Below are 12,916 nucleotides of genomic sequence, written 5' to 3' on the forward strand. Positions count from 1 at the left end.
ATGCTGAGCAAAAAGATTCGCAACTTCCTGCTGTTCGCAGTCATCGCCGCGTTATTCCTGGCGGTGGGCTACTGGAATATCAGCCCGGAGCGCTTTCTCGACCAGCCTGCAGCGCAGGTCGACGAAGGTGCAATCGACTACTACGCCACGCATGCTAAAAGTGTGCAGTTCCTGCCTGATGGCAAGTTGCAGTACGAGATGACCTCGGACAAGGTCGAACATATGAAGGCGACTGAAGTCACCCTGCTGACCAACCCGGACATGAACATTTATCGCGGTACCGAGTTTCCATGGCACGTCACCAGTAAGCGTGGCGAGGTCAACCCGGACGGTACCGAGGTGGAACTGATTGACTCAGTGCGCGTTGCGCGCACCGACGCCAAGAACCGCGACACGGTGATTACCACCAGCCGCATGACCGTATTCCCGCAGAAGCAATATGCCCAGACCGAGCAAGACGTTAGAATCGACGGCGCTGGCGGTGTATCAACTGGCAAGGGAATGAAAGCGTATTTGAAAGAAAGCAGGATACACCTGCTATCGAACGTAAGAGGACAGTATGAGGCTCGTTAAAACTCTCCCTATTTTGCTCAGTCTGGGCGCAGCACTGGGAAGCGTGAGCGCCTGGGCTCTGCCGAACGATAGCCAGCAACCGATCCACATCTCGGCTGACGATGCGCAACTGGATGACAAGCAAGGCGTCGCCACTTATACCGGTGGCGTGATCATCACCCAGGGCTCGATGAAGATCACCGGCAACACGGTGACACTGACTCGCACTCCATCCGGTGACATTGACGTGGTCACTTCGGTCGGCAACCTGGCTTATTTTGAACAGAAGCAGTCCGCCAGCGATAGCGGTCCGATGAAAGGCTACGGCAAGACCATCCAGTACCATGCCCAGCAAAACCGCATCGTCCTGATCGACCAGGCCAAAGTGCTCAGCCCCGATGGCAACTCCACGGAAGGTGAGAAGATCACCTATGACACCGTGAAACAGATCGCTAACGCCGGTCGCGCCAATGGCAACAAGGTCACCGCGCCGCGTCCACGTATCGACATGGTTATCCAGCCGAAGAAGAAGGCCGAGTAATGGCAACCCTGAAAGCCCAGCATCTGGCCAAGGCCTATAAAGGCCGTCAGGTCGTGCGCGACGTCAGCCTGTCGATCGACAGTGGTCAGATCGTCGGCTTGCTCGGTCCCAACGGTGCCGGCAAGACTACTTGCTTCTATATGATCGTCGGCCTGGTCCAGGCGGACCAGGGTCGTGTTCTGATCGACGACCTGGATGTCAGCCACCAGCCGATGCACGGTCGTGCCCGCGCCGGCATCGGCTATCTTCCGCAAGAAGCATCGATCTTTCGCAAACTGTCGGTCGCCGACAACATCATGGCGATCCTCGAGACCCGCAAGGAACTCGACCGTGATGGCCGTCGCAAGGAATTGGAAAGCCTGCTCCAGGAGTTCCATATCAACCATATTCGCGACAACCTCGGCATGAGCCTGTCCGGTGGCGAGCGTCGCCGCGTGGAAATCGCCCGAGCCCTGGCCACCGCCCCCAAGTTCATCCTGCTGGACGAACCGTTTGCAGGCGTCGACCCGATCTCGGTAGGCGACATCAAGCAGATCATCCACCACCTCAAGGCCAAAGGCATTGGCGTGCTGATCACCGACCACAACGTCCGTGAGACCCTCGATATCTGCGAAACCGCGTATATCGTCAACGATGGACAGCTGATTGCCGAAGGCGATTCCGCCACCATCCTCGCCAACGAACTGGTCAAGGAAGTGTACCTGGGTCACGAGTTCCGCCTATAAGTACCGTGGTGTCACGGCCGTTCGCCAAGGCGCGCGGGAGTCAATGAAAACCTCCGGATTTTTATTGTTACCGCGCTCTAGGCAAAGCCCCCGATATCAGGCATATAATTTGCTTATGTTTGGCGCTCACGCGCCCTGTCGTGGATGGCGCATTGCGCCGGCGAATAAGGTGTTAAGCCCCTGCCATGAAACCATCGCTAGTCCTGAGAATGGGCCAGCAGCTGACGATGACACCGCAGCTGCAACAGGCCATCCGCCTGCTCCAATTGTCGACCCTGGACCTGCAACAGGAAATCCAGGAGGCCCTGGAGTCCAATCCGATGCTCGAACGCCAGGAAGAAGGCGACGACTTCGATAATGCAGACCCACTGGCCGACAACATCGAGCAAAAACCCAATTCCGACGTACAGGAACCCTCCTACCAGGAAACCGCCCCGACGGTGGACAACCTTGAGGAAGGCGACTGGAACGAACGCATTCCCAACGAACTTCCCGTAGACACCGCCTGGGAAGACGTCTACCAGACCAGCGCCAGCAGCCTGCCCAGTAACGATGACGACGAGTGGGATTTCACCACCCGCACCTCCGCTGGCGAGAGCCTTCAGAGCCACTTGCTATGGCAATTGAACCTGGCGCCGATGTCCGACACCGATCGTCTGATCGCCGTAACCCTGATCGACTGCATCAATAACCAGGGCTATCTGGACGAGACGCTCGAAGAGATCCTTGAAGCCTTCGACCCGGAACTGGACATCGAGCTGGACGAAATCGAAGCCGTCCTGCACCGCATCCAGCAGTTCGAGCCCGCCGGCATTGGCGCACGCAACCTCAGCGAGTGCCTGTTGCTGCAATTGCGCCAACTGCCCGCCAAAACCCCTTGGCTCGTTGAGGCCCAGCGCCTGGTCACCGACTACATCGACCTGCTGGGCAGTCGCGACTACAGCCAGTTGATGCGCCGCATGAAGCTCAAGGAAGACGACCTGCGCCAGGTCATCGAGCTGGTGCAAAGCCTCAACCCACGCCCAGGCTCGCAGATCGAGTCCACTGAAGCCGAATACGTCGTACCCGACGTGATCGTGCGCAAGCATAACGAGCGTTGGCTGGTGGAGCTGAACCAGGAGTCAGTGCCACGCCTGCGGGTCAACCCACAATACGCCGGCTTTGTGCGCCGCGCCGACACCAGCGCCGATAACACCTTCATGCGCAACCAGTTGCAGGAAGCGCGCTGGTTCATCAAGAGCCTGCAAAGCCGCAACGAAACCCTGATGAAAGTGGCCACCCAGATCGTCGAGCACCAACGCGGCTTCCTGGAATACGGCGACGAAGCGATGAAACCGCTGGTTCTGCATGACATCGCCGAAGCGGTGGGCATGCATGAATCGACGATTTCCCGGGTAACCACGCAAAAATTCATGCATACCCCACGGGGTATATATGAGCTGAAATACTTTTTCTCCAGCCACGTCAGCACCTCCGAAGGCGGCGAATGCTCGTCCACGGCGATCCGCGCGATCATCAAAAAACTGGTTGCCGCGGAAAATCAGAAAAAGCCGTTGAGTGACAGCAAGATCGCTGGTTTACTGGAGGCACAAGGCATTCAGGTCGCCCGTCGAACCGTCGCCAAGTACCGCGAGTCCCTAGGGATCGCGCCTTCCAGCGAGCGAAAGCGTTTGATGTGACGGGCGGGCCACAGCGTTCCAGTGGCAGGCGTTTTTGCCTGCCGCTTTATGCACTGGCAACGAAGGAGAAGCTGTATGCAAGTCAACATCAGTGGACACCAGCTGGAAGTCACCAAGCCCCTGCGTGAGTACACCGAGAGCAAGCTGAACAAGCTTGCGGGGCATTTTGACAAGATCACCAACGTGCAGGTCATCATGGAGGTCGATAAGCTCAAACAGAAAATCGAGGCCACCCTGCACGTACCGAATGCCAAGCTCGTCGCCAATGCTGAGCACGAGGACATGTATGCGGCGATCGACTCGCTCTACGACAAGCTGGACCGCCAACTCATAAAGCATAAGGAAAAGAATCTGCACCTGATGCAAGGTACAGGTCGTTAACTCTCCCCCCATGATCCGACTTGAAACCATCCTGACCCCCGGCCGTTCCCTTGTGAACGCGCCGGGCGGCAGCAAGAAAAACGCCCTCGAACAAATTGCCAACCTGATCAGCCGCGAAGTGCCTGATCTGGAGATGCAAGATGTGTATGAGGCGCTTATTGCCCGTGAAAAACTCGGCTCCACCGGTTTTGGTAACGGCATCGCCATTCCCCACTGCCGCCTGAAGGGCTGCGAGACACCTGTAAGCGCCCTGCTGCACCTGGAAGCGCCCATTGATTTCGACGCCATCGACGGCGCCCCGGTCGACCTGCTGTTTGTACTGCTGGTCCCACAGGCTGCCACCGATGCGCACCTGGAACTGCTCCGGCAGATCGCCAGCATGCTCGACCGCAAGGAAGTACGCGACAAACTGCGCAGCGCCAGCAGCAATGAGGCGCTGTACCAGGTTGTACTGGATGAACAGAACGGGCGGTAATCATGCGTTTGATCATCGTCAGCGGCCGCTCCGGGTCGGGTAAAAGCACCGCCCTCAATGTTCTTGAGGACAACGGTTTCTACTGCATCGACAACCTGCCCGCCGGCCTGTTGCCGGAACTGGCGGAACGCGCATTGATCCATACCGAACTGGCGCAGCCGCTGGTCGCCGTCTCGATTGATGCCCGCAACTTGCCCAGCCATCTCGAGCGATTCCCGCAGTTGCTCGAAGAAGTGCGAGCCAAGCACATTCATTGCGACGTGCTGTACCTGGATGCCGACGAAGAGACCCTGCTCAAGCGGTTCTCCGAGACCCGTCGACGACACCCCCTCAGCAGCCCGCATCGCTCTCTGGCCGAAGCCATCGAAGACGAAAGCAAGCTGCTCGGTCCGATCATTGATCTCGCCGACCTCAAGATCAACACCACCAGCCTTAACCTGTACCAACTGCGCGACGCCATCAAGCTGCGCCTGCTGAACCAGCCGGAGCCCGGCACGGCGTTTCTGGTGGAGTCCTTTGGCTTCAAGCGCGGCATGCCGGTGGACGCCGACCTGGTGTTCGATGTGCGCTGCCTGCCCAATCCGTACTGGAAACCTGAACTGCGTGAACAGTCCGGGCTGGACCAGCCTGTGGCGGATTACCTGGCAGCACAACCGGATGTGGAGGAGATGTTCCAGGACATCTCCAGCTACCTGCTTAAATGGCTACCGCGCTTTGCCGCGAGTAACCGGGCCTATGTCACCATCGCAATCGGCTGTACCGGCGGCCACCACCGCTCCGTCTACCTGACCGAACGCCTGGGCCAGATGCTGCAAAAAACCCTCAAGAACGTCCAGGTTCGCCACCGCGACCTTAGCTGAAAGGAACACCCCGCGATGCCCGCTCAGGTAATTGAAATCATCAACAAGCTGGGCCTGCACGCCCGCGCCTCGGCCAAATTCGTCGGTGTTGCCGGGCGGTTTCCCTGCCAGATCCGCGCCGGGCGCACGCCGGAATCCATGGTCGATGGCAAGAGCATCATGGCTATGATGATGCTGGCCGCTGGCAAGGGCACCAAGATCCACTTGAGCACGGAAGGCGAGCAAGAACAGGAAGCGATGGATGCTCTGGTGGAGCTGATCAACAACCACTTCGACGAGGGCGAATAACCCCTCGTGAGACAGGCGTGAAACCCCGAAGGCTTCACCCCAGTGCGGTATCCATCACCATCATCAAACAGAACCCAATGCACAGCCCCAGGCTGGCGAGCTTTTCGTGACCGTTGCGTCGCGATTCGGGGATGACTTCATGAGTCACCACCAACAGCATCGCCCCCGCAGCCAATGCCAACCCCAAAGGCAACAGCACCTCAGCCAGGCTCACCAGCCAGGCGCAGAGCACGGCAAATACCGGCTCGACCAGGCCTGACGCCGCACCGATCAAAAAGGCCCTGATCCGCGACATCCCAACCCCCGCCAATACCAACGCAATCACCAGGCCTTCGGGTACGTCCTGCAAGGCAATGCCCATCGCCAGACTGTCGGCATCCGGCATACCACCGCCGGCAGAAACGCCCACGGCCATACCTTCAGGGATGTTGTGAGCAATGATGGCAAACACGAACAGCCAGATGCGCGGCGGGATCAACGGTTTTTCCGGCGTCCCCACCAGCATTTCGGGACTCGCACCAGAGACCTTGCGGTCAACCAGATACAGCCCGAATGCGCCCAGCATGATGCCGAAGCTGATCAAGCCGCTGGCGCCCCAGGGCGAAAGCCCCAGGCCTTCAGCGGCGGCAATGCCCGGCACAATCAACGAAAACGCAGTCGCCGCCAGCATCACCCCGGCGCCGAAGCCAAGCAAGGTATCGCTCAACGCCACCGGCATCCGCCGGATCACCAACACCGGCACCGCGCCGAGCGCCGTGCCGAGCGCACAGATGGCGCCGCCCTGCAATGCCCGCAGAATACGCGGTTGCAGGTCCAGCCAGGCCAACCCGTGGGCCACCAGCAATGCAGTACCTGCCAACAGCAGCAACGAGCCAAGCGCATATCGAAACATTCGCCCGCTGCTGATCGCCAGTATTTCCGTGCCCATAGTCGGCCTTAGATCTTGTTATGGAGGTAAATATCAGGCCAATGCAGCCTGGTAGCGCGCGGCGACTTCCGGCCAGTGAATAACATTGTAGAAAGCATTGATGTATTCCGGGCGACGGTTCTGATACCGCAGGTAATAAGCGTGCTCCCAAACGTCCAGGCCCAGGATCGGCGTATTACCGCTCATCAATGGGCTGTCCTGATTGCCGCTGCTTTCCACCACCAGCGTCTTCTGCGGGGTCACACTCAGCCAGGCCCAGCCGCTGCCGAACCGGGTCAAGGCGGCTTTGGTGAATGCCTCTTTGAAATGATCGAAACCGCCCAATTGCTCGTCGATGGCTTTGCCCAGCGCCCCCTCGGGCTTGCCGCCGCCGTTAGGCGACATCACCGCCCAGAACAAAGAGTGGTTGGCGTGGCCACCACCCTGGTTGATCACCGCCGCACGCAGTGTTTCTGGTAACTGCTGGACGCTGGACACCAGTTTTTCCACCGGCCAACCGGCAAACTCCGTGCCCTCGACCGCCGCATTGAGGTTATTGATGTAGGTCTGGTGGTGCTTGGTGTAGTGAATTTCCATGGTTTGCGCATCGATATGCGGTTCAAGGGCATCGTAGGCGTAAGGCAAGGCAGGCAAGGTGTAGCTCATATCAGTGTGCTCCGTATTGAGGAGTAGCCGGTTGCGGCGCAGTACCGCCCAGCAAGCGTTGGGTCCGCGGGTATTCACCGTGATCGCTGATGAAATTCAACAGTTCGACGTAGGTCTTGCTGCTCTGGCGCAAGGCCGCTTCTCGCAATGACGGACTCAAGCGTGGGTCCTGCAGGGTCTGCAGCAGACGCTGATGGATGGCGCAGAGGTATTCGGCGCTCTCTTCCGGCTGGTTCAGACGCAGGTGCAGATCCGCCAGGTTGTGATGGGAAATGACACAGGCCGCCACGGCTTCGTCGGCATTCGCCCAGCGTTCGAACAACACTTGGGCCAGGGCCAGGGCTTGCAAATAGGCCTCGCGAGCGTCAACCAGCTCGCCCTGCATAAAGCAGCGATTAGCCCGTTCGATCGTGCGTTTCCAATGCTCCATGATGGACCTCCAAAGCAGAGTCGGGGATTACACGCCGCCAGCCGTGAGCTTTTCCGGGTCCAGTAGGATTTCCAGTTGGCTGCGAGGCAAGTCGGTGTGTTCGAGGGCAACATCGATCACTGGCCGGCCTTGCTGATAGGCCTTTTTGGCGATTTCAGCGGCCTTTTGGTAGCCAATGATCGGGTTGAGCGCGGTGACCAGGATCGGATTTCGCGACAGCGCTTCCTTGAGCTTGGCTTCGTTGACCTTGAAGCTGGCAATGGCCTTGTCCGCCAGCAGGCGGCTGGAATTGGCCAGCAGTTCCAGACTGCTAAGCAGGTTCTGGGCAATGATCGGCAGCATCACGTTCAGCTCGAAATTGCCCGACTGACCAGCGACGGTGATCACCGTGTCATTACCGATGACTTGCGCAGCGACCATGGCAGTCGCTTCCGGGATCACCGGGTTGACCTTGCCCGGCATGATCGAAGATCCGGGCTGCAGGCCTTCCAGCTCGATTTCGCCAAGACCGGCCAGGGGGCCGGAATTCATCCAGCGCAAGTCATTGGCGATTTTCATCAGCGACACAGCGGTAGCCTTCAATTGACCGGAAACGGCGACAGCTGTGTCCTGGGACCCTATCAGCGCAAACAGGTTCTTGCCCGGCGCGAATGCCACACCGGTCAGGCGGCTCAGTTGCTGGCTGAAGCGCACAGCGAACTCCGGATGCGCGTTGATCCCGGTACCGACGGCCGTACCGCCCTGGGCGAGAGCCTGCAAGCTTGGCAGCAAGTCCTGCAGATGTCCGATGTTGGCTTTGAGCTGCTGCGCCCAACCATTGAGCACCTGGCTCATGCGCACGGGCATGGCGTCCATCAGGTGCGTGCGGCCGGTCTTGATGAACGGGTGCACCTCTGTGGCCTTCTGCTCGATCACCTGAACCAGGTGCAGCAGCGCTGGCAACGTTTGCTTATGCAGCACCAGCGCAGCGCTGACGTGAATGGTGGTCGGGATGATGTCATTGCTGCTTTGGCCACAGTTCACGTGGTCGTTAGGGTTGACCGGCTCGCCCAGCAAACGGCTGGCCAGGCTCGCTATCACTTCGTTGGCGTTCATGTTGGAGCTGGTGCCGGAGCCGGTCTGGAAGATGTCCACCGGGAAGTGCTGCATGAAATCGCCCTCCAGCAAGCCTTGTGCAGCATCGACAATGGCTTTGCCCTGCCCTTCGCCGATCTGCTTGAGGTCGACATTGACCTTGGCGGCTGCAATCTTGGCCAGGATCAGCGCACGAATGAATTGTGCGGGCATACGTTGGCCACTGATCGGGAAGTTATTCACCGCACGTTGCGTTTGTGCGCCGTACAAGGCTTCGGCCGGTACTTGCAGTTCGCCCATGCTGTCGCGTTCGATACGGGTGTTACTCATCGGAAGATCCTTGAACCAAGTCGGAAACGGAAAGGGAAGGCAGTAATTCGCACGTCGCCAATTGCCAGGCAAAGGTCTGCCAGCGCTTGAGGCGGCAGGCACAGTGGGAGAGTGTTTCCATGTCGCGCAGCGGTCGCCAGGCCTGGTCCAGACACAGTGAACGCCAATGCCATGGCAATGCGATGTCGCTGGCGGTGTCGATCAGCAGGCGGAATGACGTTTCAGCAATCGTCCACGGATGGGTCGCAGTACAGCACGCCAGGTATCGACCCTCGTTGAGGTAATGTTCGATCAGGCGAGGCTCGTTGGGATCGAGGCCGCAGCGAATCTGACGACTCATCCAGCGCCAGCTCTCCAGGTAAGGATCCTCATGCAGGACAGAACTCATGATCCACACTCATTCGGTAATGATATTTATTATTAAATGATATTGAGAATCAAAACAAGCACTGACCAATAATCCACCTGAATAAGCAGCATAAAAAAAGCGCGCCATCGGTAAGATGGCGCGCTTTTTTTGTGAAGCGGGAGAAGGATTAACTGCCCGCGACAGTCATCCGCTCGATCAATACCGAACCTGTGCGAATGTTGCTACGCAGTTCCAGGTCATTGCCCACGGCCACAATCTGTTTGAACATATCGCGCATATTGCCGGCGATGGTGACTTCCTGGACCGCGAACTGAATCTCACCGTTCTCGACCCAGAAACCCGCTGCACCACGGGAATAATCGCCCGTGACCATGTTCAGGCCATGGCCCATCAACTCGGTCACCAGCAAGCCACGCCCCATACGACGCAACAGCGCGGCCTGGTCTTCATCGCCATGGGTCACGAATAGGTTGTGCACGCCACCGGAGTTGGCGGTGCTTGGCAGGCCGAGCTTGCGACCGGAGTACGTGCCGAGTACGTAAGACACCAGCTCGCCCTTCTCGACGAACGGCTTGGCATAGGTGGCCAGTCCATCGCCATCGAACGCCGAGCTGCCCATGGCGCGCATCAGGTGCGGACGCTCATCGATGGTCAGCCATTCAGGAAACAGCTTCTGCCCCAACGCGCCTTCCAGGAACGATGACTTGCGATACAAGTTGCCGCCGGATATCGCCCCCAGGAAGCTGCCGAACAAGCCACCGGCCAGCTCAGCCGAAAACAGCACTGGCACTTCACAGGTCGGCACCGGGCGCGCGCCAAGACGGCTGGCGGCACGTTGCGCAGCACGCCGGCCGATGCTGACCGGATCGGCCAGCAAGTCGCCCTGACGGTTGACGTCGTACCAGTAATCACGCTGCATCTGGCCATCGGCCTCGGCGATCATCACGCAGCTCAAACTGTGGCGCGTGGACGCATACCCGCCGATGAACCCATGGCTGTTGCCATACACGCGACATCCCTGATGGGTATTCAACGTAGTTCCATCAGCGTTCTTGATGCGGGCATCGGCATCGAACGCCGCTGCTTCGCAGATCAATGCCTGCTCGATGGCTTGCTCAGGCGTGATGTCCCAGGCATGGAACAGGTCAAAATCCTGCAGGTCCTTGGCCATCAACGCCTTATCGGCCAGGCCCGAGCTTTCATCCTCGGAGGTGTGCTTGGCGATCGCCAATGCTGCTGCCACCGTCTCGCGAATCGCCTCCGACCCACTGGCCGACGTGCTGGCCGAGCCTTTGCGCTGGCCGACATACAAGGTGATGCCAAACCCCTGGTCACGGTTGAATTCGACGGTTTCAACTTCTCGCTGACGCACCGAAGTCGACAGCCCCTGCTCCAGCGACACAGCCACCTCGCAGGCACTGGCCCCCTGGCGCTTGGCCTCGGCAAGAATCTGCTCGACTTGTTCCTGCAGTGCCGGTAACGCTTGCGGACCGACGCTTTGGGCTGCACTCATGGTTTTCTCCACTCAAATTCTGCTTTCGGTTAAGGCCATCGAGCGACCGGGCCGGACAAGCGGCCCCCGACTGGTTATCATGGCGGCGTTTCTTTGCGGACTGCCACCATGGTTGATTCTTACGACGACTCCCTCGATGGGGAGAAAAGCAAAACCCAGGTCAAACGCGAGCTGCATGCGCTGGTTGACCTCGGCGAGCGCCTTACAACGCTCAAGCCTGACTTGATTGCAAAACTGCCACTGACCGACGAAATGCGCCGGGCCCTGGCGGATGCGCCCAAGCACACCGCGAATATCGCGCGTAAACGGCACATCATGTTCATCGGCAAGCTGATGCGCGACCAGGACACTGACGCCATTCTGACCTTGCTCGATCAACTCGATGCCTCCACTCGCCAGTACAACGAACGCTTCCACAACCTGGAACGTTGGCGTGATCGCCTGATCTCGGGCGATGACGCGGTGCTGGAGAAATTCGTACTGGACTACCCGGACGCGGACCGCCAGCAACTGCGCTCCCTGATCCGTCAGGCCCAGCACGAACTGGCGCAAAACAAGGCGCCGGCCACCAGCCGTAAAATCTTCAAGTACATCCGTGAGCTGGACGAGACTCAACGCGGCCTGCGTTGATTCTCTTCCCCGGGTGGCGGTCTTCGCCACCCGAAGCTCCCGCTCTTACGACCCCGTGCCACCCACGGTGATCGCATCAATCTTCAAGGTTGGCTGACCAACGCCCACCGGCACCGACTGCCCATCCTTACCGCACGTGCCCACGCCGCTGTCCAGCGACAGGTCGTTACCAACCATCGACACCTTGCTCATGGCTTCCGGCCCATTACCGATCAGCGTCGCGCCTTTGACCGGCGCGGTAATCTTGCCGTCTTCGATCAGATACGCCTCGCTGGTGGAGAACACGAATTTACCACTGGTGATATCCACCTGGCCGCCACCGAGGTTGGCGCAGTAGATCCCGCGTTTCACCGAGGCGATGATTTCCTCCGGGTCGCTTTCGCCCGCGAGCATGTAGGTGTTGGTCATGCGCGGCATTGGCAGGTGCGCGTAGGATTCGCGACGACCGTTACCCGTGCGGGCCACTCCCATCAGGCGAGCATTGAGCTTGTCTTGCATGTAGCCCTTGAGCACGCCGTTTTCGATCAACGTGGTGCACTCGGTTGGAGTGCCTTCGTCGTCAATGCTCAGCGAACCACGGCGACCGGCCAGGGTGCCATCGTCGACAATAGTGCACAGCTTGGACGCAACCATTTCGCCCATGCGCCCGCTGTAGGCCGAACTGCCCTTGCGGTTGAAGTCGCCTTCCAGGCCATGGCCCACGGCTTCGTGAAGCAATACGCCGGACCAGCCGGAGCCCAATACCACCGGAAAGGTGCCGGCAGGCGCGGGAACGGCTTCCAGGTTGACCAGCGCCTGACGCAACGCTTCACGGGCATAGCCCATGGCGCGGTCCTCGGCGAGGAAATAACGGTAATCGGTACGCCCGCCGCCGCCATGGCCACCGCGCTCGCGGCGTCCGTTCTGCTCGACGATCACACTGACATTGAACCGCACCAACGGCCGCACATCCGCTGCCAGGCTGCCATCGGTGGACGCCACCAAAATCCGCTCCCATACGCCGGCCATGCTCACGGTGACCTGCTGGATACGCGGGTCAAGGGCACGGGTAGCCGCGTCGATACGCTTGAGCAGATCGACCTTTTCCGCACGGCTGATCACTTCCAGGGGGTTATCCGGTGCGTACAACTGGGCAACGTCCTGGGTGCTGAACGCCTGCACCGTGCCGTTCTGGCCGGCGCGGGAAATCGAACGGGCGGCACGGGCCGCCAGGCCCAGGGCTTCCAGGGTGATCGCGTTGCTGTAGGCAAAGCCGGTTTTTTCACCGGATTGCGCCCGCACGCCCACCCCTTGGTCGAGGTTGAAACTGCCTTCCTTGACGATGCCGTCTTCGAGGGCCCAGGACTCGGAAATCTGCCCCTGGAAATACAGGTCGGCCGCGTCGATACCCGGCCCGGCCAGATCGCCGAGCACGGTTTGCAAGCTTTCGATGGTCACGCCACCGGGTGCCAGGAGGTGTTCACTGACTGAGGACAACAACTCGCTCATAGGTTTG

16 protein-coding genes are annotated in these 12,916 nt (G+C 59.4%); 9 read left to right on the forward strand and 7 right to left on the reverse strand.

The genetic code is table 11. The features are described 5' to 3' along the window. From lptC to ACLH0J_RS29315, 8 genes are all read left to right on the forward strand, one after another. Nucleotides 1–573, forward strand: coding sequence for an LPS export ABC transporter periplasmic protein LptC (gene lptC, locus ACLH0J_RS29280; protein WP_411390171.1), 573 nt, complete (start codon nt 1–3; stop codon nt 571–573). Continuing rightward, nucleotides 560–1,093 (forward strand): lipopolysaccharide transport periplasmic protein LptA, encoded by a 534-nt coding sequence (lptA, locus tag ACLH0J_RS29285; RefSeq protein WP_411390172.1) that lies wholly within the window; start codon nt 560–562, stop codon nt 1,091–1,093. The genes lptC and lptA overlap by 14 nt, the downstream gene beginning before the upstream one ends. Next, nucleotides 1,093–1,818 (forward strand): LPS export ABC transporter ATP-binding protein, encoded by a 726-nt coding sequence (gene lptB / locus ACLH0J_RS29290; protein WP_049709979.1) that lies wholly within the window; start codon nt 1,093–1,095, stop codon nt 1,816–1,818. The genes lptA and lptB overlap by 1 nt, the downstream gene beginning before the upstream one ends. 185 nt (nt 1,819–2,003) lie before the next feature. After that, entirely contained in the window at nt 2,004–3,497 is a 1,494-nt protein-coding gene (locus ACLH0J_RS29295; protein ID WP_078835131.1) for an RNA polymerase factor sigma-54, read from the forward strand. A 75-nt stretch (nt 3,498–3,572) separates the two neighbouring features. Then, the gene (hpf, locus tag ACLH0J_RS29300; protein ID WP_003171804.1) at nt 3,573–3,878 is read left to right on the forward strand and encodes a ribosome hibernation-promoting factor, HPF/YfiA family; all 306 of its coding nucleotides are present in this window, start codon (nt 3,573–3,575) and stop codon (nt 3,876–3,878) included. Nucleotides 3,879–3,888: 10 nt separating this feature from the next. Then, nucleotides 3,889–4,353, forward strand: a complete 465-nt coding sequence (gene ptsN / locus ACLH0J_RS29305; protein WP_411390173.1) for a PTS IIA-like nitrogen regulatory protein PtsN — start codon at nt 3,889–3,891, stop codon at nt 4,351–4,353. A gap of 2 nt (nt 4,354–4,355) precedes the next feature. Continuing rightward, nucleotides 4,356–5,213: an RNase adapter RapZ gene (gene rapZ / locus ACLH0J_RS29310; RefSeq protein WP_411390174.1), complete on the forward strand. Its 858-nt coding sequence runs from the start codon at nt 4,356–4,358 to the stop codon at nt 5,211–5,213. 15 nt (nt 5,214–5,228) lie between these two features. Further along, a complete protein-coding gene (locus tag ACLH0J_RS29315; RefSeq protein WP_411390175.1) occupies nt 5,229–5,501 on the forward strand; it encodes an HPr family phosphocarrier protein in 273 nt (90 codons plus the stop codon). Nucleotides 5,502–5,535: 34 nt separating this feature from the next. Here the strand turns inward: ACLH0J_RS29315 and ACLH0J_RS29320 are convergent, their stop codons facing one another. From ACLH0J_RS29320 to pmbA, 6 genes are all read right to left on the reverse strand, one after another. After that, nucleotides 5,536–6,429 carry a ZIP family metal transporter gene (locus tag ACLH0J_RS29320; RefSeq protein ID WP_411390176.1) on the reverse strand — a complete coding sequence of 298 codons (894 nt, stop codon included), beginning with the start codon at nt 6,427–6,429 and terminating at the stop codon, nt 5,536–5,538. 33 nt (nt 6,430–6,462) lie between these two features. Then, nucleotides 6,463–7,074: a superoxide dismutase gene (locus ACLH0J_RS29325; RefSeq protein ID WP_411390177.1), complete on the reverse strand. Its 612-nt coding sequence runs from the start codon at nt 7,072–7,074 to the stop codon at nt 6,463–6,465. A 1-nt stretch (nt 7,075) separates the two neighbouring features. Then, entirely contained in the window at nt 7,076–7,504 is a 429-nt protein-coding gene (locus tag ACLH0J_RS29330; protein WP_411390178.1) for a hypothetical protein, read from the reverse strand. A gap of 27 nt (nt 7,505–7,531) precedes the next feature. After that, entirely contained in the window at nt 7,532–8,908 is a 1,377-nt protein-coding gene (locus tag ACLH0J_RS29335; protein WP_411390179.1) for a class II fumarate hydratase, read from the reverse strand. Beyond that, nucleotides 8,901–9,296: a FagA protein gene (locus ACLH0J_RS29340; protein ID WP_411390180.1), complete on the reverse strand. Its 396-nt coding sequence runs from the start codon at nt 9,294–9,296 to the stop codon at nt 8,901–8,903. The genes ACLH0J_RS29335 and ACLH0J_RS29340 overlap by 8 nt, the downstream gene beginning before the upstream one ends. Nucleotides 9,297–9,444: 148 nt before the next feature. After that, nucleotides 9,445–10,791 (reverse strand): metalloprotease PmbA, encoded by a 1,347-nt coding sequence (gene pmbA / locus ACLH0J_RS29345; RefSeq protein ID WP_411390181.1) that lies wholly within the window; start codon nt 10,789–10,791, stop codon nt 9,445–9,447. Between the two features lie 108 nt (nt 10,792–10,899). Here pmbA and yjgA point away from each other — a divergent pair, with 108 nt between their 5' ends. Next, the gene (gene yjgA / locus ACLH0J_RS29350; RefSeq protein WP_010567685.1) at nt 10,900–11,421 is read left to right on the forward strand and encodes a ribosome biogenesis factor YjgA; all 522 of its coding nucleotides are present in this window, start codon (nt 10,900–10,902) and stop codon (nt 11,419–11,421) included. A gap of 45 nt (nt 11,422–11,466) precedes the next feature. Here the strand turns inward: yjgA and tldD are convergent, their stop codons facing one another. Continuing rightward, nucleotides 11,467–12,909 (reverse strand): metalloprotease TldD, encoded by a 1,443-nt coding sequence (tldD, locus tag ACLH0J_RS29355; RefSeq protein WP_321142639.1) that lies wholly within the window; start codon nt 12,907–12,909, stop codon nt 11,467–11,469. Nucleotides 12,910–12,916 lie beyond the last annotated feature (7 nt).

Origin of the sequence: Pseudomonas sp. MPB23, assembly GCF_046605395.1 — a bacterium.
Classification (GTDB): Bacteria; Pseudomonadota; Gammaproteobacteria; order Pseudomonadales; family Pseudomonadaceae; genus Aquipseudomonas.